At 59.4% G+C, this 20860-nt stretch carries 17 protein-coding genes; 13 read left to right on the forward strand and 4 right to left on the reverse strand.

Annotated elements, in window-relative coordinates:
• Nucleotides 1-33 precede the first annotated feature (33 nt).
• From AAGW05_RS16885 to AAGW05_RS16945, 13 genes are all read left to right on the forward strand, one after another.
• Nucleotides 34-747 (forward strand): hypothetical protein, encoded by a 714-nt coding sequence (locus AAGW05_RS16885; RefSeq protein WP_411805722.1) that lies wholly within the window; start codon nucleotides 34-36, stop codon nucleotides 745-747.
• On the forward strand, nucleotides 699-1877 hold the full coding sequence (locus AAGW05_RS16890) for a C40 family peptidase (protein WP_411805723.1): 1179 nt from the start codon (nucleotides 699-701) through the stop codon (nucleotides 1875-1877). Before AAGW05_RS16885 ends, AAGW05_RS16890 begins: the two co-directional genes overlap by 49 nt.
• A gap of 149 nt (nucleotides 1878-2026) precedes the next feature.
• Entirely contained in the window at nucleotides 2027-2698 is a 672-nt protein-coding gene (locus tag AAGW05_RS16895; RefSeq protein ID WP_411805724.1) for a hypothetical protein, read from the forward strand.
• A 439-nt stretch (nucleotides 2699-3137) separates the two neighbouring features.
• Entirely contained in the window at nucleotides 3138-3671 is a 534-nt protein-coding gene (locus tag AAGW05_RS16900; protein ID WP_411805726.1) for a hypothetical protein, read from the forward strand.
• Between the two features lie 207 nt (nucleotides 3672-3878).
• The gene (locus tag AAGW05_RS16905; RefSeq protein WP_038466388.1) at nucleotides 3879-4169 is read left to right on the forward strand and encodes a hypothetical protein; all 291 of its coding nucleotides are present in this window, start codon (nucleotides 3879-3881) and stop codon (nucleotides 4167-4169) included.
• 258 nt (nucleotides 4170-4427) lie between these two features.
• Nucleotides 4428-5654 (forward strand): type IV secretion system protein, encoded by a 1227-nt coding sequence (locus tag AAGW05_RS16910; protein WP_411805727.1) that lies wholly within the window; start codon nucleotides 4428-4430, stop codon nucleotides 5652-5654.
• Complete coding sequence (locus AAGW05_RS16915; protein ID WP_411805728.1) at nucleotides 5647-7110, forward strand: SCO6880 family protein; 1464 nt, start codon at nucleotides 5647-5649, stop codon at nucleotides 7108-7110. The genes AAGW05_RS16910 and AAGW05_RS16915 overlap by 8 nt, the downstream gene beginning before the upstream one ends.
• The gene (locus AAGW05_RS16920; protein ID WP_411805729.1) at nucleotides 7107-8558 is read left to right on the forward strand and encodes an ATP-binding protein; all 1452 of its coding nucleotides are present in this window, start codon (nucleotides 7107-7109) and stop codon (nucleotides 8556-8558) included. The genes AAGW05_RS16915 and AAGW05_RS16920 overlap by 4 nt, the downstream gene beginning before the upstream one ends.
• A complete protein-coding gene (locus tag AAGW05_RS16925) occupies nucleotides 8555-10366 on the forward strand; it encodes a type IV secretory system conjugative DNA transfer family protein (protein ID WP_411805730.1) in 1812 nt (603 codons plus the stop codon). Before AAGW05_RS16920 ends, AAGW05_RS16925 begins: the two co-directional genes overlap by 4 nt.
• Nucleotides 10367-10378: 12 nt before the next feature.
• Entirely contained in the window at nucleotides 10379-10864 is a 486-nt protein-coding gene (locus AAGW05_RS16930) for a hypothetical protein (protein ID WP_411805731.1), read from the forward strand.
• A gap of 90 nt (nucleotides 10865-10954) precedes the next feature.
• A complete protein-coding gene (locus AAGW05_RS16935; protein WP_411805732.1) occupies nucleotides 10955-12118 on the forward strand; it encodes an ArdC family protein in 1164 nt (387 codons plus the stop codon).
• Between the two features lie 221 nt (nucleotides 12119-12339).
• Nucleotides 12340-14508, forward strand: a complete 2169-nt coding sequence (locus AAGW05_RS16940) for an McrB family protein (protein WP_411805733.1) — start codon at nucleotides 12340-12342, stop codon at nucleotides 14506-14508.
• Nucleotides 14487-15617 carry a 5-methylcytosine restriction system specificity protein McrC gene (locus AAGW05_RS16945; protein WP_411805734.1) on the forward strand — a complete coding sequence of 377 codons (1131 nt, stop codon included), beginning with the start codon at nucleotides 14487-14489 and terminating at the stop codon, nucleotides 15615-15617. The genes AAGW05_RS16940 and AAGW05_RS16945 overlap by 22 nt, the downstream gene beginning before the upstream one ends.
• Before the next feature lie 73 nt (nucleotides 15618-15690).
• Here the strand turns inward: AAGW05_RS16945 and AAGW05_RS16950 are convergent, their stop codons facing one another.
• The 4 genes from AAGW05_RS16950 to AAGW05_RS16965 form a co-directional block, all read right to left on the reverse strand.
• A complete protein-coding gene (locus AAGW05_RS16950; RefSeq protein WP_411805735.1) occupies nucleotides 15691-16206 on the reverse strand; it encodes a hypothetical protein in 516 nt (171 codons plus the stop codon).
• A gap of 29 nt (nucleotides 16207-16235) precedes the next feature.
• Nucleotides 16236-19787: a MobF family relaxase gene (mobF, locus tag AAGW05_RS16955; RefSeq protein ID WP_411805736.1), complete on the reverse strand. Its 3552-nt coding sequence runs from the start codon at nucleotides 19785-19787 to the stop codon at nucleotides 16236-16238.
• Complete coding sequence (locus tag AAGW05_RS16960; RefSeq protein WP_411805737.1) at nucleotides 19784-20155, reverse strand: hypothetical protein; 372 nt, start codon at nucleotides 20153-20155, stop codon at nucleotides 19784-19786. Before AAGW05_RS16960 ends, mobF begins: the two co-directional genes overlap by 4 nt.
• A gap of 457 nt (nucleotides 20156-20612) precedes the next feature.
• The gene (locus AAGW05_RS16965; RefSeq protein ID WP_411805738.1) at nucleotides 20613-20849 is read right to left on the reverse strand and encodes a glutaredoxin domain-containing protein; all 237 of its coding nucleotides are present in this window, start codon (nucleotides 20847-20849) and stop codon (nucleotides 20613-20615) included.
• Nucleotides 20850-20860: the final 11 nt, after the last annotated feature.

A 20860-nucleotide genomic window follows, 5' to 3' on the forward strand; every position in this document is an offset into this window, starting at 1 on the left:
ATTCAACCATGAACATGGTGAGAGGGGTATCCCATGTCCCAAATTGCCAGAACCGTTCGACGTTTGGCCAGACGCCGTAAGGTCATTGTGCTCGTCGCCATCGTGGCAGCGCTGATCGCCGCTACCGGGGTCATATTCGCAACTAAGCCGGCGGCGACTGACGCTTTGTCGACACCGCCACCGCCAGCCACAACGCGGGCGACGGCGCCAGCAACCCTGCCTCCCGCCGTCGTTATTCCCAAGACGGAGCCGAATACGGTACTGGCTCCGGATGAGCCAAACACCGCGAATTACAAAACATTGGCCACGGCGGCTGCTGAGATGATTTATACGTGGGATGCCAGAAACTCCACGTTCTCAGCGGTCTATGAGCGCGTGCGGTCGTGGTGGGATGTGTTGCCCGACGGCTCCAATCCGATGGCGGTCATGGCCCAGGAATTCCAGGCAACCGGGGTGACAGCGGCATCGTTTGCCTCGTTGTCGGGCATGCGTGCGTACCGTACGGCTTCGGTATCCACATCCGCTTGCGATGAGCAATTGGCGCAGGTCAAGCAGTATCCTGCGCCGTGGGTGGGGTTGCATGTTTGCACGTTCACCCTCAACGTGACGGAGCACCAAGCGGGCGGGGCCAATTCTTACAGCGCGCCCCTCAGCGTCATGGTCAACTGCCCGCCGGCCGCCAACGCACCGGTTGACCGGTGCGTGATGGTGGGGTTCTATGCCTCTCCGGACAGGATCGTGTACTGATGCCCGTACCGGCGGTGTTGCTTGCAGTGGCGAAGCGCCGTGCCTTGCTGCGTGTCGTTTCAACCGTGGTTGGCGTAATGGTGCCGGTACTGATCATGGCCATGTGTGGGGGATTGGCGCTGGTGGCTTCGGCCACCCAGACAAGCACGACGGCGTGCCTCCCCAGCGCTGCGACGGTCGCCAACGCTGGGGCCCAACCGGCAACGGGCGAGGGCCTGTCGATTTCATCTGCTGGTGGAACTCCGATTGTGCTGACTGCTGGGCAAGTGAAAGTTGCTCAGGCGTTCATTGGGGTTGGTATGCAACTCGAGGTTTCGGACGCCGGGCTGAAGATCGCCATCATGGTGGGGCTCAAGGAATCAGGGCTCAGGATCCTGGCAAACAGTTCTGTTCCGGCGTCCATGACTTTCGCCCACGATGGGGTTGGCTCGGATCATGACTCGCTGGGATCAGCTCAGCAGCGCCCATCCTCTGGCTGGGGGAGCGTGGCCGAGCTGATGAATCCTGTTTACGACGCGCAGGCATTCTTTGGTGGCACGAGTGGACCAAATAAAGCTTCGCCACGAGGATTGCTGGATGTTCCGGGGTGGGAATCGCTGTCACCGGGCGCTGCGGCGCAGGCTGTACAGGTATCGGCCTTCCCGGAGCTCTATGCCCAGTGGGACGGCGAGGCGTCGTCAATCGTGTCCGCGCTCAAATCGAGTTCGGCCGTGGCCGCATGCTCCGCTGACGCGGGCTCCTCTGGTTCGCCGGACTTGCCCAGCGATCTGAGCCAACGTCGGCGCGACATCATCCATTATGCCCAGGAGGGAGTTGGTGGCACCTATGTTTGGGGCGGGACCTCGTTCAAGGCGTGGGATTGCTCCGGGTACGTCCAATGGATCTATGCTCAAGTTGGGATCCAGCTGCCACGGACCGAGCAGTGGCTTGCCGGGACGCAGACTTCAACGCCACAGCCCGGCGACTTGGTCGTGCAGAATCCCGACGGTCCCAATCACTGGGGACACGTCGGGATCTACGCAGGAAACGGCATGATGTACAGCGCATTGAATCCGACGGTAGGGACCCTGCTTCACCCGGTTGCATGGAATTCGGGGACGCAGTACTTCAGCGTGATAACTGTTCGGTAGGACGAGTTCAGCCAGAACTCCAATATTGACTTCAGACCGCCTCAAATCCCGCGCGCCACCATCGAGGTGCAGCAAAAAATCCGCGATCCATTGGCAACGATTTCGCCATCGCCTACAGTGTGGAGTAACGCTTCATGAGGAGGGATTTCGTGTATGTCTACTCTAGGTGGTTGCTGACGGACGGCAATCGTAAAACCGAGTCTGTGATAGCAGCGTTTGCCGCTGGTGTGGGTGGAGAGGTTGGTGGTTCAGAACCAGAAGTCGTTGAAGGTGAGGGGGGCTCGCTTATCCGACGAATTATTGAATACGACGACCTGCACAGCTCTGAATGGGATGCAACCCCGACAACTCGCGGGCGATGGATCATTGGTGTTGGAAATATTGCTGCCAAGGACGGCCTAGGATCGCGTCTGGTCGGGATACTCACCCCTTCGGCTTCACTCACCGAACACCTTGCCGCGGATCTTGCTGATTGCCTTGAGGAAGAGCACGAGCCAGTAGTCTTTTCGTTAAATGCATTCCTTCAATCAACGGAGGAAGTAGGCTCCGCACATGCGTCTTCAGTGCGGCTGGTAGAGGACTCCACCCGAGTTCTTGTGCAGTCCAACGACCATGAAGCTTTGCGCGCCATGGTCAATGACCTCCGGGGAAACCCTGTTGGCGTAACAATTCGCGGTGAAGAAGGAAAAGTCACGATTACCGATGGAGGTTCCGTAATTTTTTCAGATTCGACTTCAGCAACCACCGTGCTTGGATTGATGAATGCAATTGTTGACGTCCATGCTATCCCTGTCTCCACTTCTGCGTCTGTTCGGGCCTGACCGTGACTGCCCGGCGTGCCCGAACTGGTGACTTCACCATGTTGGCGAACTGCAAACCGAACCGAGTGGATAATACTGGGTCCCAACATTCAGTTCACTTTCACAACACCGGCTTTGACACTTACCTTGACGTTAGACTCGTTGTCGGAGTGCGCTCAGCGAAAATAAATTGCAGCATTTGCCTTGGATATGGGGAGCTAGAGGGATTTCTTGTCCCCTCAGTCCTTTTGGGTTGTCTCCCTGGCGGTACAACTTCCGAAAACACGATGAGAGTGGTTCGTATCCCGACAGGTACTACTTCTCATGAGACGATCAGGGCAACTGCTGAGTTTGCGTCCGATTTCGAAACGGATCCCCTAGATGACGAGCCAAAGAAACCCTATACTTGTACAACTGAGGTGCATGTGAGTATATGAATGCAGCGCTAGCATTCGCTCTCGTGAGCTTGACATTGCAACTAGCATCGTTTCTTGCGACTTGGACCTTTGCGAGTATTGAGCTGCCACTTTTTCGTCATCAAACCCAGAATTATGAGCTCCTTGGTATCAAACGATGGTTTGGTGAGACTGGCGGTACTGGAGTGGGCGAGGGGCGTACCAAAACCGTCCTTCGAATGGCAATGCTTTCAGCGGCGGCACGATCGACCTTGACATCGTTGTTTACATGTCTGGTGGGATTGATTTTGACGTGCGTTGTCGTCACCGCGGCCAGTCCGGCACCAGACCAGGTTTCTGCCCGAATTATAGGTGCCCTGGCATTTTCGCTTATAGTCGTCGGCGGGATGGTGGGACTTTTCATTCAGCTAGTTCGGCAAAGCCTGCTTCCTATTCCTGTTCCCGCTGATGATACGAATCTCGCCAATCGGCTACTTGCCTGTGTGCGCAGGAACAGGCGGCCAGAGTACTTGACGATCTACACAACCGTTATTCTGGTGGCAAATGTAGTTACCATTGTTGCCGCGTTCGGCGTTTAGGGACGTCCTCTTAGCTCGCATAATTCGTGTATCGCGGCACCTACCGTGGGGTGCGTGGAACGATGAAATGCTCTGCCTCTAGTCGTGGTGCGTGACGATGACACTGGATATTAATTTGAGTATCTCCTGACGTCGTTTAGCTCTCCACACACCATGAACTCGTGAACCCTTCCTGCAGACAGCGGGAGGTAACGATAGGAGTTCACGATGTTTCTGGCTGCGCCGGTGGATCCCGGCATCACACCCAACACAACGTTCCCGTTCCTTGAGTCTCTGAAGGAAATTGGCGGTGGCATCCTCGTCGGCGCTTTCATCATCATTGCGATCGTGGCCATTCTCGGTGCAGCCATGCTGCTTGCCGGCAAGTTGAGCCAGTCGTCTAGGCTGGCATCAGGCGGTGGCATGATCCTTCTGTGGACCGGGCCGGTAGCCGCCATACTTGGCGGCATCAACGGCTACATCCTCTGGTCCCAGACAGCGTTTCATCTCGGCTTTTAGGCATACATTATGTTGCCGATGATCGATTGTCAGGCCAACGGATGGTGGCCACCCGGCTGCGGGCTCATCTCCCAGACGCAGGACATGGCGAGCCAAACCATCACCAGCATGTTCGCCGGGATTCTGGAGAGCATAGCTTCATGGATGTGGTCATTCATCTCGGGGGCCTTCAGCGTTTCCGACGTCCGACCTTCGGACTGGTCCGCGGTTAGCGGGATGACCAATTGGTGGGTCGTAGTGATGATGACACCACTTGTCGTGGCTATGATCTTGCAGCTCCTCGGAGGTCTGATCAGCCAGCAGCCACGCAGAATCGGCCGGGCGCTGATTGCCGGCGGAATCGCCGTTCCCGTGGTGCTTGGTGCGGTCAGCCTGATGCAAAAGCTCACTCAGTTCACGGACTCGGCCTCAACAGCCGTCCTGCAGACGCTAGGCTCGGACCCGTACGTCGTCTTCATGCGGCTATTCGGTTTCACCAGGGCACCTGCGGGCTCTGGACGCGAATGGGATTTGGTTTCCATGTCGAGCCCCGGCACCTCGGGTCCAGTCGGGCCACTCATCGTCACCGTCGTGGCCGTCGCCTTGGTGTGGGTCCTAGCATTCATCCTCATGTGCTCGATGATCTTCCGATCCTTCGCACTGCTTGTCTTGGCAGCAACAGCTCCAGTCGCGATCATGCTTATGCCCTGGGAACGCACCAAGTCGTGGACGCGGCGATGGTGTGAAACCGTCGTTGCACTGCTGATCGCCAAACCCTTGGCCGCCACAGTACTCGCCGTCGCGGTCAAGCTGTTTGCTCACTCAACTTCGTTCGCAGGTCTGGCCTCCGGCGCCGTGGGCATGCTGCTCGCCTGTGCCGCACCATTGATGGCCTTGCGGCTGGTGAGTTTCGCCGGAGGTGAGTTGGCTGCGGCCGCACAAGTGGCCGGCGGTGGCCACGTCCTCAGCCGAAGTGGTGGATTCGCAGCCCGGCAGGTCAGCCGACAGGTGGGTGGCAAGCTCTCCCTGACGAGCCTCGGTTCGCACAAGCCGGCGCTCGTCCCATCCAGCCCGGAACCTAGCCTCAAGCAACTTCAAAACGCTGGTAGCGCACGCAGCCAAAACAATGTGAAGAACGACGGCGGTCAGCCAGTTCCCAGCGGCGGCAACCAGCCGCCGGGATCGGAAACCAAGACCTACGGCCAGCCGTACATCAAACGCGGCGGCACGCCTCATAGAAACCCCGAAGCCGCACCAACTGGCGCGCGTCGCTCCAACACGGAGGCCAGCGTCAGCAACCCACCTGTTAGTAAGCCGCCAGTGCCACAAACCCAAAGCGGGGCGACCCATATACAGCAGGGCAATGGGCCGGTACAAAAGCCAGTTATGCAAGCGCAGCCTCCAAAGCCACAAACACCCACGCCACCGCGCCCTGTTCCCAAGCCGGCGCCGCCACCCCTCCCAAGGCCACCAAGAGTCAACCCGGAAAGGGATAAAGATGTCTGAGAATACGCGCACGCTACAGCCGGTGAAGTTTCCCCGGTACGAACGCCACGGCCTGTTCATGGGCCTGCAGTGGTACCAGTTGGGCTTGGTTGCCGTAGGCGTTCTGGTTGCCACTATTGCCTCGGCCGCCGGGGGACTGCCGGCCCTGATCCTGACGACGCCTGTGTGGCTGGGATTGATCCTCTTCGGCGTGCTGCAGTTCCAACGAACCCCGTATCCAGTCTGGGCGTATGCAGCAACAGTGTTTTTCTGGCGCAAACAGATGGGCCAGACCAAGTTCTTGGCAAAACCTGAGCAGCCCCGACCTGTCGGCCAGCTGGCGCTCCCTGGAGGTTTGGGCAGCCTAGAATTGCGGCAAACCAAGGATGGTGCCGCGTTCATCGTAGACCGTCAGGGGCATGAAGCGGTGGCCGTTCTGCGCTGCACCACTACATCGTTTGCCTTGCTGGACGATGATGACAAAGCCTACTCAGTGCAGGCGTGGTCGCGGGTGCAAACGGCCATGGCGCAGCGGCCCGCCGTCGCCCGTCTTGCGGTCCAGGACTACACCGTCCCGTACCCGTCCACGGCGTTGCGAGATTTCTACGACCGCGCCAAGAAGCCGACACGCATTGAGGACGTAAGTTGGGGCGACAAGTCTTATCTCGACCTGATTGCCGCGGCCGGATCGGCGATGATCCACGAGCTTCTTGTCTGCATCGTCATTGACACGGCCAAGGCCCGTAGGCGCATTCGCGATGCCGGCGGGTCGTTGGCGGGTATGGAACACGTGGTTCGCTCGGAAGTTGAGGCCCTGACCATGGGGTTGAAGACGCATGGCGTCAGCGTTGATGAATGGCTGCCCGGCAACAAGCTCACCGCTGTCATGCGGGGTGCTTTTGACCCGGAAGCGGTCCCGCGGTTAGCGGCGATCCAGCAGGGAGCTGAAGTCAGTGTGTTGAATGCCGGCCCCATGGCGGTCGAAGAACACTGGCAGTACCTTCGGACGGACTCTGGATTCCACCAGACGTTTTGGATTGCCGAATGGCCGCGCCAGCTGGTATTTCCGGGTTTCCTTCACCCTGTTGTCTACGTGGGCGACTTCCGGCACACCGTCACGGAGGTTATCCGAGCCATCCCCACCGAGCAAGCGTTGCGGGACATCCGTTCGGCCCATGAAGCCCATGACACCCGCCGACGCGTCAATGCCCGCTTTGACCGGCCACTCACACGCGAGCAGCAAGCGGAGGAGGAAGAAGTGGCGCAGCGTGAAGATGAGATTGTTGCCGGGCACGGTGACGTCCGCCCTGCAGCCTATGTCACCATCACGGCGGACACCCTTGATGACCTTGCCCGCTTTAGGCAGGAACTTGAATCTGCGGCGGCCGGTGCCTTCGTGGAGCTGCGGCTGTTAGCCGGGCAGCAGTGGCCAGCATTCGTCGCTGGCGCGCTGCCTTTAGGGAGGGGATTGAAATGAGGAAGCATGCCCAGCACGTCAGCCTTGTTCCGGCAGATGAGTCCCGTTTCGATAGGGATGCACGACGGCGGAGCGAACGTTCACGGCCCAGCTCACCGCAGGTGTCGCTGTGGAACCGCCTGGTCCACCCCGCCGACGACGGCCCGACGTCGCGCGGCGACTGGGGGAGCCGGGATCCTGCGTCGTTGCGTGGTCCACACCGTTTGCATCCCGCACCGCATAGGGCATCGACCATGACCTTCGCCGCGGCCTATCCGTTTCTGACTGAGTCAGGGTTGGGGCATGAGGGCACTTATATCGGTACCGACGTGTTCGGGTCCGGCGCGTTCTCCTACGATCCGTGGATTCTCTACGAAAAGGGCGTCATCAGCGGGCCCTCCATTGTGGTGATCGGCACCGTGGGGACAGGGAAGTCCATGTGCGGCAAGTCCTTGGTCGCGAGGTCTGTGACGCTGGGTCGGAAGGCAGCGGTTGCCTCCGACCCCAAGGGGGAGTGGGTGCCGGTTGCCGAAGCGCTCGGCGGGAAGGTCATCTCGGTGGGTCCTGGCAAACCTGCGAGGGTCAACCCGCTCGATGCCGGGCCGCGGTCCCTGCTGCTCTCGGATGAACAATGGCTGGCGGTCGTCAGGCAGCGACGTCGTCACCTGTTGGTGGCTCTAGTTTCTTTGATGCGCCAGGGCCAGCCCATGAGTCCGGTGGAACACACCGCGTTGGACATGGCACTGACCGACGCGGTGGCCGCCAACAGCACGCCGACGCTTCCCATGGTGCTGAGGTACCTGCTCGACCCGACTCCAGCAACAGTGGCACTGGTCGGACACGACGGTGGCGCCGGCGTCGGACATTCATTGCGGAGGACAGTCGCAGGTGACCTGGAAGGAATGTTTGACGCACCTTCCACAGTTGCCTTTGACGCTGACGCACCCATCATGGTCATGGACACCTCGGCCCTGATCGGCGCCTCGGAACAGGCACTGTCACTTGCGGCCGCCTGCGGGGCCACCTGGCTGGAGGCAGCCGTGACGAATCCTGACGGTGCCAAGCGGATCGTGGTCTATGACGAAGGCTGGCGGATGCTGGCCGACCCCTACATGCTTGCCAAGATGAGCGAACAGTGGAGACTGGCCCGTACGTACGGGATCGCAAACCTATTGATCATGCACAAGGTGGCCGACCTCAACGAGATTGGCGACGGCACTAGCGGATTGAGGCAAAAGGCCCTCGGCCTGCTGACCGAGGCGGACACCCGCATCATTTACCGGCAAAAACATGACGCCATGCGCCTGACCAAAGAAGCCTTGGGGCTCACCGAGGCCGAATGCGAGCACGTCGAAAATCTGCCGAAGGGCATGGGGCTGTGGAAAGTGGGCAGCAGATCCTTCATCGTTGCCAACCGCATCACTACGGATGAGATGGCCGTCTTCGGCACTGATGAAGGGATGCGATGATGCCGCGCAGATTCGATGACGGAAACCCTCTCCTGAACGCGGCATTGATTGCCTCTGCGGTGTATCTGGGATTCTGCTTCTTCGTCCAAAGTGCAGCCGCCGCCGTGGTCGGCTGGGGATGCCACTCCACCGCGCCATGGATATTCAGCCCGGCTGCCGGCATTGGCCTGTTCGCCGGGCAGATGCATTGGATCATTGCTTCACCCGCTCAATGCAGCGTTGGCACCGGGGCTGTGTGGTGGATAGTTGGTCCCGCGCTCGCAGTCCTGGCAGCCCTTGCCATCGCCGGCTACTTCACGTGGCGTGCGTGGCGGCAGTCCGGGGCGTGGTTGCGGAAAGACATTCTCAGCCGTGACGGCGTCGCCCGCCGTGCAGAGGTGGTCCGTGACTATGGTGCCCGGGCCGTGGCCAAGCATGGCAAATTCACCCGCCCTGGACTCGCCAAGCCGCGGCTGGAGGAAGTCTCCTGGACCGTGGGACGGTCACGGGGTGTGACCGTCCATGTATCGACGGAGGAATCCATGGTTATCCAGGGAGCGCCCCGTTCCGGCAAGGGCTTGTATGTGATCATCAATGCCATCCTGGATGCGCCTGGAGCGGTCGTTACAACGTCCACGCGCGCCGACAATCTGGTGGTGACCATGAAGGCCCGGGCGTCCGGCGGCCGGCCCGTGACAGTGTTCGATCCACAAGGCATGTCGGGACTACCGACATCATTGAGGTGGTCGCCGGTCCGCGGATGCGAGGATCCCGACATCGCCACTAGGCGGGCCTTGGTCATTACTGCCGACACAGAGTTTAAGGGCGAGAATGCTGCATGGCAGAAGCGCGCTGTCATTGTTCTGCAGTGCCTGCTGCATGCGGCTGCCCTGTCGGGCGACGGCGTGAGGGCCTTCCGCCGGTGGTCCTCCAGCCCGGTTCTGGCCAAGGAAGCGCTGGAGTTTTTGGGACGGCCGGAGGCGGCTCTTGGGTGGCAGGCTGACCTGCTGGGCATCATCGACGATGACTCGCGCAACACGTCCAATTCGTGGATCGGTGTCTCGGCCGCCGTCGCACCGCTGTCCTCTCCGAAAGTCTTGGCGGCCCTTGACCCTCACGGCGAATCGGAGCAGTTTGATCCCAAGGAATTTATCCGGCAGCGCGGCACACTGTACCTGATTGGCACAAAGTCAGGGGCCGCCGCTGCCGGGCCATATCTTTCTGCGCTGATTGACGACATCGACTATGCGGCGAGGGAGATGGCTTTCGTGGCTCCGGGTGGCCGGCTGGATCCGCCACTGTCTCTGATTCTGGACGAGATAGCTAATCTCTCGCCTTGGCCAGGATTGCCGGTTGCGCTGTCCGACGGCGGCGGGATTGGTATCTCAACCATCGTGGTCCTCCAATCACTGTCTCAGGCTCGTTCTGGGTGGTCGATAGACGAAGCAGCAACTATTTGGGATGCGGCCATCATTAAGGTGATCTTTGGTGGCGGTTCAGATGAGCGTGACCTGCGCGCTTTGGCAGGTCTGATCGGGGAACGCAGTACTACCGTCAACACCCGCTCATGGTCATCCCAAGGGCGTCAGGACGGCGAACAGATTCGGGAGTCACCCGTCATTCCGCTGCACGAGATCCGGAGGCTGCCGGCAGGCACAGCGATCATGCTGGGGCGCCGTACCCGTCCCATCCTGTTGGACCTGACGGAGTGGCACAAGCGCAAGGACGCTGCGCAGCTTGGCATTTCCAAGGATGAAACCGAACGTGAGCTCGCTGCGGGCCACCGGCTGCGCCAGGCCTCCAGCTTGAACATCGATGCAGAAAATTGAGAGGAGACAACGATGGACGAGGAAGAGTCCTTCGAATACACAGTCGGTGGGGGAGCCGAGGATGAGTTTGCCGCAATGCTATTTGGCTCAGCCGAGGGCAAGCGCTCCGGCAGGATTCCAGTGACTTACAGGTGGCGCGATATGGATCCCCGAACTGCTGAGGCGGTGTGGAAGCACCTGGGACAGTGGGTCCAATGGCTCGTGGATACCTACCACCTTCCCACTTCCGTGGTGCCAGACTGCTGGTGGAAGCACAGCGACATGGTAGCCGAGCTCTACGGGCTCCAGCGCGCCGAGCAGGCCTCCTACACCGAGGACGACGGCGGATTCGGCCCCATCACCTTCCACGAACGGTTGACGGCCAGTATCGAGCGCATGCGCGAGCACACCCGCACTGCCGGTTGTGTTGGCCTGCAAGCTCACCGGCCACCTGCGCACCGGACGCTTCCGCATGGAGGGCCCGGGGATCCAAGTTGGGTCCCAGAGTCACAGGGCTGACGCGTCAACATGCTGCTTAGCATTCTGGGCACCATGAACATGTATCGGGTGTGAAGACACCTAACTGATGCAATTGTGGAGGTGGCGGCAATGGGCGCTGATTCGTTTGAATCCGATCTTGGACGTGACCAAACTATCTTTGACCGACAAGTGCCACCGCCGCCGACCCACTTGGCGCCAGCTGAAAGGGTCGAGGCGCTGACTCAGGGGCTCGTGGATCTTCTGGACCAAGCGGTTGATGAGCCATGGAGGTGGCAGAAGTTGCTCGACAACTCTGCCACTCTATGGCGCTATTCCGGTGGCAACGCAGCGATGCTCATGGTCCAGATGCAGGAGCGCGGCAATGAACCACCCACTCTAGTTGCCGGATACAAAGAATGGGAACACCACGGCCGCTACGTATTAAAGGGTGAACATGCGCTTTGGGTCATCGCGCCACGAACTGCCCGTGTCGATGCAGACGACCTGGTCGAAGGTGCGGCGTTGCAACGTTCGGACGCGTCGCCTAGCCCAACTGATGGCAAACGGACCAGGATTGTCGGCTGGCGTGGCCAGGCTGTGTTCGATGTGTCCCAAACTGAAGGCGAACCGATACTGGTTCCTCGGCAAAGTTCAGGACTTGAACCGGGAATTGGAACGAATCCGTCAGAATTGTGGTGCTCCCTAGTCCAGATCGCCGAACATAGGGGATTCACGGTGGACGTATCGACCAACCAACGCTCTCTGGCCAGTGGCTACACAAACTTCGCTGCGCATTTGATTAGCGTCGGTGAGTGGCTTGAGGGTGAGGAGAGGGTTGCTGTACTTGCTCATGAACTTGGCCACGTCATGCTCCATGGCCCCGGCGATGTCCTGGGCCAGCTCTATGGCAGTAGCGCTGAGCACCGTGGAATGGCCGAGGTCGAAGCCGAGTCCGTTGCATACACCGTTCTAAAGGCGCACGGTATCGACCGCGGGTCACAGTCCTCCAGCTACTTGGCAGGATGGGCCGATGCTGTCATCGCCGCCGAAGCGGACTCCATCGTGTCGTTGACGGATGGTTGCAAATTGTTGGCTCGGACAGACATTGCCAAGTCTGTTCTCGCCCGGGTGACCTCGGCGTCCAAATGTATTTTGGAGATGACGGACCCTCCCTTGCCTGGAGGGCGGTTGTCAACTTCCTCCCTAAAATTCCAAACCAGTGACGTAAGTGTGAGTTCTTCGTCGGTGCGGTGGGTCCGGCAAACGGCCGCGAACAAGCCCGCTTTGCAATGAGCATCATGTAACAGGATATTGATGCCTGTACTTCCAGTCCAGCACAACCATTCGAGGCTTACACGGCGCCGTTGATCATGAACCAACTCAATACGGTTCCCCGGGAGACTGACGAAGCCAGCTGGCCAACTGGTGCAGTGGGAGCTTTGTCAGACCGGCGTGATTCAATGATCTTGGCCCGCAGGTGTGGGTAGGGGATCTCGATTAGGATATGACGCAACATGGTGGATTTGGGTGCAGGGTTGCAGGAGAACTATTGGTTTGTCGGCGCATATTTCAACGACAGGGATCCTCAAGATCAAACTGATCGTTTCATTGCAGACGGCATCTGGGAAAACGGGTTTGAGGATCAGCTCCTGGACACCGTCAAGTCGATGCGGCCCGGAGACAAGATTGCGATCAAATCCGCCTACGTCCGCAAACACGGGCTGCCTTTTGACAGCCACGACAACATGGTCTCGACAATGGGCATCAAGGCCGTAGGAACCATCACCGGTAACCGCGGGGATGGACGATACATCGACGTTGATTGGCAGCCGTTCGATGGTCCTCGTCAGTGGTACTTCTACACCGCCAGGTCAACCGTATGGAAGGTGACGCCAAAAGACTGGAAGAGCGACGGTCTTATTCGTTTCGCGTTCCTCGACGAACCACAGGACCTGGATCGGTTCAGAAATGACCCCACATGGTCGGCCAGATTTGGTGACGCTGACTTGGCGATGAAGTATGACTTTGCGTGGACCACGTTTTATGAAGAGCTTGCCACTGAACTCCTGAAGTTCAAGGACAACCGTGCCCCACTTCTCTCCATGCTGGGCGAGCTCCAGCAGAAGCACACTAAGTTGGGGTACCTCATGGACAAGGACCGCAACGGGGTCTCACAGCCGCTGACCGATATCTGTCCATTCACGGTTCTTGCATCCTTCAACCGAGGAATTACCTCGCTAAAGCGGACGGCTCTGGCCGCCGACTGGGGCAAGGCACTGGGAGTTTCAACGCCAGCACCGGTGAGTTTTGACGGTCTTCCTCTGGTCAACAATTTGAACTCCTGGTTTTTCCAGTTTTCAGACGATCAAGGCCGTGACGACATTGACACGCTATGGAACGTATTTGAGGCTGCTCTAAATCTCGCCGGAACTGCCGACGAGCATGAACGCGCCAAATTTGTTGAAGCGTACGACGCCGCGCGGGTGCTGCCACAGGTCAAGACGAAGCTCAGCATGGGACTTTTCTGGAGCCGGCCTTGGAATTTCCTTCCTTTGGACGGACAATCTCGCAGGTATTTGAAGTCTGAGCTGATGTTGGATGGGAACCTTCAGACCGCTGACGGCGCCCAGTATCTGGCAACAATTGACGTCCTGTCGGCCAAATTCGACGACGCCGAGTATGCCGTGCATTCATTCCCTGAGCTGTCGTGGACGGCGTTCCTTACACCGGGCTCGTCCACGACTGGGCTTCCAGTTGATGGCGTGGATCAAGACAGCGTGGAACAGACTACTGCAGTCCCATTGACCGCCTATACAGTTGAGGACATTGCGGCGGACGGATGCTTTCTTTCACCGGACGACCTGAGGGAAATGCTTGAGCGCTGGCGCAACAAGAAGAACCTGATCCTGCAGGGCCCGCCCGGGACCGGTAAGACATGGTTGGCCCGCCGGCTCGCACAGGCACTTATCGGAACCAAGGACTTGCGTCCGGCAATCCGGGCCGTTCAATTCCACCCAAACGCCTCATATGAAGATTTTGTCCGTGGCTGGCGTCCCGGTCCCGACGGACAGCTTGCACTCATTGATGGGCCCTTCCTTGAAATGGTTGAACGGGCAAACTCCGCTCCTGAGATCCCGCATGTGCTGCTGATCGAGGAAATCAATCGGGGAAATCCTGTTCAAATTTTTGGTGAGCTCCTGACTCTTATTGAAGCCGGAAAGCGGTCCCCGCGGGAGGCGCTGCATCTTGCGTACCCCCGTTCGTCGGATGAAACCGTCCACGTCCCGTCAAACTTGTACATCATCGGCACGATGAATCTAGCCGACCGGTCACTGGCAATCATGGATCTGGCATTCCGCAGGCGGTTCGGTTTCGTTTCCTTGGAACCAGCCATCAACGAGCGCTGGGCTGAGTGGATGCACTCCAATTTCAAAGTCTCGAAGTCCGATCTGAAGGACATTCAGCTTAGGTTCGCCTCCCTCAACAAGATCATCGCGGATGACCCGAACTTGGGGAGCCAGTTCATGCTCGGACACAGCTTCATCACACCAACGGCAGCAATCGATTCGTTTGGGAATTGGTTCAAGGCCGTAGTCGCCACAGAGATCGGCCCAACGATCGATGAGTATTGGTTCGACAACCCGGAGAAGGCCCAGTCCTTGTGCCAGGGACTGCTCAATTGACGTCTGGAGGAAGAGAGCCGACACCCACGGTTGTCATCTCGGGGAAAACCGAGATTCCCATCGCCAACCTGTGGTTGCTGATGCTTTACGCTTCGAAGTTCTACGAATCCGGCACGGAGTCCAGCCAAGGGGCCGAAGAATACCCGGAGCTTCTACCCGATTTGTTGGCGGAAATCTTGGTTTCGAGCGTCAGAGATCGACTCCAAAAGCCACTCACACCTATTTTTTCCATGTCGTCCCGAGACCTGCGTCGGGTACGAGGGCGAATCGACATCCTTCGAACAGAGTCTCACCAATTGCTCCGACGAGGGCAGATTGCATGCCACTTTGATGAACTAACCAATGATTCGCCGCGCAACAGAATGGTCTTGGCGGCACTCAACGCCCTGGCCCCGTTGCTAGGTTCAAAGCCACTGTCATCTGAATGCCGCAACCAGTCTCGCGCTTTGGAACGGTTGGGCGTCTCTTCCCATTATTCTGCTCGGGAGGCCAAGGCCCTTCACGTCCGGCTGACACGTAATGACGCCCAAGATCGGCGCATGATCCAGGCTGCCCAACTGGCCTTGACGATGGATCTCCCCATGGATAGTGTGGCGCCCCATGGGATCACGCGGAAGTTCCTCGATATCCACGAGTTCCGGAGATTGTTCGAGACAGCCGTTGGTGGGCTCTACGCCGCCACGCTGGTCCGTGAGGGCTGGCGTGTACTCCGCGGTCGCCAGCTGGAATGGAACGCCGAATACGGCACGAACGGTGCGTCCGCTCTAATGCCACAGATGAAGACCGACATCATTCTCGAGAATGCCACGGACAACCGCCGCATTGTCATTGACACCAAGTTCACCTCGATCCTCGCCCACGGCAAGTACGGAAAGGATACGTTCAAGAGCAGTCATCTCTACCAGCTGTACACCTACGTTCGGACGCAGGAAATGGAGTCAGACCCGTTGTCTGTATCATCCGAGGGGATGCTCATCTACCCCGCAACCGGACAAACGATCCGGGAATCCATTCAGTTGTCCGGCCACAAGATGACGGCCGCGACCATTGATCTAACGCTTCCAGCGGTTCAAATACGCCGACAGCTGTTGGATGTCATCTCGGCGTAGTAGGGGCCGGTGCTAGCGATCGCAGTTGGGCTCGGCTCGCTCTCTTCACTATCAATCAGGAAGAGATTCCCATTTACCTCTGTGAGGGAGCTATGGCGCGGCAATCACATTCTGCAATCCGGTAAGTGGGTGGCCATGGCTGGCCGATGTGAACTTGCATTGGGTCTGGGATAATGAGAATGACCGAGCCAGGCCAGTATGTACCGCCTTTGCCTTCGATCCATGCGGGCTGCGTGTAGCCGAACTGGTCCCAATTGATGGTGACCCAGGCGCCCGTTGGCTGGACCTCCTGGACGCTGAGGACTGTAACTGCTGTTGTCGTACCGCCAGTGAGGCGAGCGTCCTCAAACTGCTGCCAAAGTCGCTGCGCATTTGCGTCCCAGGTGCGGGCTCGGCGTACTTTGGCGATCCAGCGCAAAACTAGCAGCACAAAAGCAACAAAGAGGACCGACGCAATCGTGATCAGCCATGCTGGGGCTGGCCAGTTAGCGACCGTGGCCGGCACCAGATAGAGCGCGCACAGGCCAACCACGGCACTCCACACGATGAGGGGCGTCGATGCTACCGATGGCCTGATCATTGGGTTCATGGCCGCGCTACTTCCTTTCGTATTCCAGCTTAGATCGTGGGTCCGACAGAGATAAGGGGCTGGCTTGGAATTGGTACGGGCAGCAATGTTCCAGCCTGCACCGCGGATTTGGAAGATGATTCTGCCATCGCTTGGAGCCGTCGTTGCAGCGCAGCCCTTTGTTCTGCCTGTTCCCATTCATATCCTGCAGGAACAGGGCCGAGAAGGTTCGCGAGGGTGCTGACGTTCCAGCGATCACGGAAGATGGCGACCTCACTGACGGCAGCAGCCCAACGGTCGGGGCTGACCTCTGGCCCGAGCGGAGCCTGCAACTCGTGGACCCATGGTGAACCGCCATTTAGGGCTTCCCGAGTCACACGATCTTGGCGGTTCGTGGTGCGAGATCGAACTTGACTGATCATGTCAGCAAGGTCGGATCGATCAGTGGAAAGATGCTCGTCGAGGACGTCTAGAGAGGCCTCAGATGGCCCGTTCCCGGCCGACTGACGCAACCGTGCATGGATGACTGCCATGTGCTCCTGTGCGTTGCCCGGGTGACGCAGCGCGTCCTCCAACACCCGCTGCGCAGTCCCTGGGTTGGCCGCAACGGCGCGGCGCCAAGCGCCCACACCAGCGCCCCAGGAGGGGGACTCCTGAAGAAGAGTGACGACGTCGGGCATCAACTTCGAGATGACCGCGGTGAGGTTTTCAGCGGCGGCCAACTGAGCGAGGTAGTCGTATTCGGCGGCAAGCCGTTGGAGAGTGTCACCCTTGGCAGCTTCAATCTGCCGGACTTCGTGCGCGGATCGTTCGGCTCCTTCGGCGGCCAGGACTTGTCCGATGATCTGGATCCAGCTTGTGGTTGGCCCGCTCGAATGGGGTTCGTCAGCGACGGGGTTGGACTCGCAGACGTAGGCGGTGTTGCTGCTGCGGCCGCGAGTCATGCCGACGTAGAACAGCTCGCGGGTGAGGCAGCCCTGGGTGAGGACGATGTGGCTGGTGTCCACGGTGATGCCCTGAGAACGGTGGGCGGTAGTTGCATAGCCCAGCTCGGCGGAGGTGCCGAGATACAAGGGGTTGAGGCGAATGGTGGCACCGGTGTCCACCCGACGGGCAGTGACGGTCCCGGCCCGGTGCGGTCGCTTCGTGATGAGTAGGAGTGTGCCGTTGCGTAAGTACTCGCCTTTGCTGTCGATTAGTTGACGGTTGTTCTTGCGGGCGATGATGATGTCGCCGCGGCCCGCACTCAGGCCGTCGGCGAGAGGGACCGTGTGCTCGGCATCGACGCGGCCTGATTCGACCAGCTCGGCGTGGGCCCGCTCGTTCAAAGTGGTCACGGTTTCATTGTCTGGCGCGATGAGGATGGACGACTTGCCGTCATGTTGATCGCCCATCCAACCTTGGAATGCTTTCTCGACCATGGCCGTGAAATCGCCGCGCTGGATACGGCCATGAGCGGCGTACAGATCGACCGAGTCGATGTTACCTTTGCGCAGCTGAAGCGACGCCGGGCCTTCCCAGCTATGAATGAAGCGGTGAATGCTCGTCAGCTCGACGGCTTCGCCGGCGCGATGCAGCCAGCCGAGCATGCCGCCGGCATCGATCGCGTCGAGCTGGGCAGGGTCGCCCACCAGTAGGAGCTTGGCGCCAGCATCTTGAGCTTGGTGGACGAGTCCTGCTAGTTGGATGGTAGAGACCATGGACGCCTCATCGATGATGATCAGCTGGTCCTTCTTGAACTGCCATAGCGACTGTTGGAGGGACAGGCTGGCAAGCTGTGCTGCTACGGCGGAATGTACGCCCCGCGGCATCGACTCAAGTGAGTGGAATCGGCCCGCTCTGTTATTTGCGCCTTGTCCGACACTTTCGTAGAGCCATTTGGCAACATTCTCGGCGGTGATGCCAAGTTCCTTCGCCAAGACTTCTGCGCTCGCCGCCGCAGGGGCAAGTCCGACGACGCTGCCCTCACCATGGGCTTGTGCCCAAGCAGCCCTGATGGCTGCCATAGTTGTTGTTTTGCCGGATCCTGCGGGGCCGACGATGGCATCGAGCCTGTTACCGCTGGCGAGGATTTTCCCTGCCGCGATGAGCTGGTCCGGGGCGAGCTGGTAACCGGAGACGTGCCGGTATGTGTTGCGTTGGGCGTTGGTTTCGGCTGAAAGTAGGACCGGGCCGTCGCCGTCGTGCCTAGCATCCATGATCAATTGTTCGTTGGCCAGAGTGCTGGCATCCGTGTAGAGACGGGCGCCGGGGAAGTCGAAGACAGCATACCCGGCGAAGGCGAGGTCCTCTGCGGCGCTCACGGGGAGGTGGTATCGGTTGCTGTTGAGTGGGACGGATTGGGATTCTGCTGTGGCGGCAACGGCATCGATCAGGAATCGGCGGTCGGAGGGGGAATAGCAACGGATGCTGGAACATGTTCGCTCGGCTTCCGCCAACAGGTTCCAGCGATTCCAAGTGGAACGTCTCCGGGCCGTGGCTTCGCGGGTGAGGGAAGCCGCCGCAGTGACCCAGTCAGTAGAGAGATCGGGGGATCGGACGGGCCGTTGCTGGGAACGATGAATAGCGCCTTCGATGATGGCTTTAGGGTTCGCGCCCGTGGTTATGGCCCGCGCGGTCCATTCGGCTCGCAGTTCGTTCAGGGGCCTGGGCGACTTGTCCTTTGCCTGACGTGTGGACAGCGTGGCTGTCTGGCGGAGCTTGATGACGGTGGTGTCGCTGGGCTGCTTGCCGTGCGTGGTGGTCCATGCCGCCGCCAATCTGTCCGCTTCCACATCGATGAGGCGCGAGCGATTAGAGAATTCTCGAATGAGCGTGGCGTCGATACCTGCGAGTTCATGGCCGGGGTTCCGTTGTGTCGCAGATGGCAGCCGAAGGTCTGCCTCAGTCCCCAAACTGCGTTGCAGCTCGTCGAACAGCAACCCGTTGTAGTGCTCGCTGGCAGCAACGACGGCTTTGTATAGTGTTTGGGAGTCGATGGTCGCCCAGACACCATCACTAAGGCGCTGAACGCGGTTGGCTATGACCAAGTGGGTGTGCAGCTGGGGATCCCCGGCACGCGATTCCCAATGGTCAAAGGAAGCCGCGAGGGCACCCTTCGTGCCAACGTGGGCGACGCCGCCCCGCCCCGTTCGAGTCTGGATGACGTCATTCTCCAGCCATGTGAGAACGGTAGCCACGGCACGGTGGTGTGCTTCGAGAACTTGCTGCTGGATTTCTGAACTACCAAGGGACCACAGCACGGAGACGGATTTGGGAACGCTGAACGTCAGGTCGAAACCGGAAACCGCATGGCGTTGCTGCTCCTCACCGTTACGATGGGCAACCGTGGTTTGGCCGTGTGGACGGCCCAGAACCATGTGGGTATCGGGATGTGCGGCGCGGGTGAAAACGGCTTTTGCCTCTGTGGCAGTCACTGGCTCTTCTGGCCTGCGATCAATGCCGTCCAAGCCGCGGCCAAGCCAACGGCCTTGTGGGGTTCCGTTCTTGACATAGTAGGTGGTGGCATCGGCAGGTGGTCCAGGGAGGTCATCTTGCATGGTTGTCTTCAACAGGTATTTCAGGCCCGCGTCGGCGGTCAGCCTGGCGATGGAAACGGTCATGGCTTCGACAGCAAAGTTTCAGTGCGCCAACCCCGTCTCTGAAAGATTTCCTTCGTGGTCTTGTCCAGCGGCAGGCCCAGCCTGGATGAGAGTTCGAAGAGGCGGCCCGAGATTTGAGACAACTCCTGGACATAAGCGTGCTGGTCATGGAGAAGCCGGGCGTTCTCAAGCTGCAATTCGGTGACAAGTGCCTTCAGCTCGGGGACTTCACAGGCCATGTCCACGTTGATCGTGGCAAGATCGCGGAGCCGCGCGCGGAGTTGTTCGAACTCGCGCTCATGTCGGTCCGATTCATGCTGGATCCGATCCTCGCTAGCTTGCCGTAGTTCGGCCAGTTGGTTCTCAAACTTGGCGGTGACTACGGCCATGGACCCGCGAAGCGTGGTCTCCGCCGCCGCGAGCTGTGATCGGTGGGATCGGGTGGCATCGGGACGGCGGCGATCGTACCAATCCTGATTACGGCGCCTGTGAGAGCACTCAGGAGAGCAATATTGCTGGGAACTCTGCTGCGGTTGAAACGGTGCGCCGCATTGCCGACATATCTGGGTTGTATCCATACATGTTCATGGGGGCAACTAGGCAATACGGCATGGTGGACCGTCCGAACGAATTCGGACGGTCCTAACCTTGGGTGCAAGAAGTGTGAAGGATTTTTTGGTTGCGGCAGCAGCACGGTAGTTGGGGGTGAATTTGCTGGTCGAACTGACTTGGCGAAGGGATCTGGGCGGCGGTGATATGGAGGGGGAATTGGGGGGGAATGTTGGTGGCGCAGGGGAGTGCCGCATGAGGTTCTCATGCGGCACTGGATCTCCAGCTGGAGGGTGATTATTGGATCGCGAGCCGGAGCTGTTCAATCTCGGTGGGGTTGAATCCTGACCAGTGGTGGTGATCGCTGACCACGACGACCGGCGCCTGGGAGTAGCCGAGATCCTGGACGTATTCGAGTGCGGTGGCGTTGGTTGTCAGGTCGACGACCTTGTAGAGTATGCCGGCATGGTCCAGGGACAGGCAGGTGAACTTGCATTGCTGGCAGCCCGGTTTGCTGTAGACCGTGATGCTCATTTCCCTCACCG

It is taken from the genome of Arthrobacter sp. LAPM80 (assembly GCF_046736435.1).
In the GTDB taxonomy this organism is placed as follows: domain Bacteria; phylum Actinomycetota; class Actinomycetes; order Actinomycetales; family Micrococcaceae; genus Specibacter.

What these genes read in the sequence shown, in the direction of transcription:
- AAGW05_RS16885 (WP_411805722.1), top strand. Translation starts at nt 34, where the DNA reads ATGTCCCAAATTGCCAGAACCGTTCGACGTTTGGCCAGACGCCGTAAG.
- AAGW05_RS16905 (WP_038466388.1), top strand. Translation starts at nt 3,879, where the DNA reads ATGTTTCTGGCTGCGCCGGTGGATCCCGGCATCACACCCAACACAACG.
- AAGW05_RS16915 (WP_411805728.1), top strand. Translation starts at nt 5,647, where the DNA reads ATGTCTGAGAATACGCGCACGCTACAGCCGGTGAAGTTTCCCCGGTAC.
- AAGW05_RS16920 (WP_411805729.1), top strand. Translation starts at nt 7,107, where the DNA reads ATGAGGAAGCATGCCCAGCACGTCAGCCTTGTTCCGGCAGATGAGTCC.
- AAGW05_RS16925 (WP_411805730.1), top strand. Translation starts at nt 8,555, where the DNA reads ATGATGCCGCGCAGATTCGATGACGGAAACCCTCTCCTGAACGCGGCA.
- AAGW05_RS16930 (WP_411805731.1), top strand. Translation starts at nt 10,379, where the DNA reads ATGGACGAGGAAGAGTCCTTCGAATACACAGTCGGTGGGGGAGCCGAG.
- AAGW05_RS16935 (WP_411805732.1), top strand. Translation starts at nt 10,955, where the DNA reads ATGGGCGCTGATTCGTTTGAATCCGATCTTGGACGTGACCAAACTATC.
- AAGW05_RS16940 (WP_411805733.1), top strand. Translation starts at nt 12,340, where the DNA reads ATGGTGGATTTGGGTGCAGGGTTGCAGGAGAACTATTGGTTTGTCGGC.
- AAGW05_RS16950 (WP_411805735.1), bottom strand. Translation starts at nt 16,206, where the DNA reads ATGAACCCAATGATCAGGCCATCGGTAGCATCGACGCCCCTCATCGTG.
- mobF (WP_411805736.1), bottom strand. Translation starts at nt 19,787, where the DNA reads ATGACCGTTTCCATCGCCAGGCTGACCGCCGACGCGGGCCTGAAATAC.
- AAGW05_RS16960 (WP_411805737.1), bottom strand. Translation starts at nt 20,155, where the DNA reads ATGGCCGTAGTCACCGCCAAGTTTGAGAACCAACTGGCCGAACTACGG.
- AAGW05_RS16965 (WP_411805738.1), bottom strand. Translation starts at nt 20,849, where the DNA reads ATGAGCATCACGGTCTACAGCAAACCGGGCTGCCAGCAATGCAAGTTC.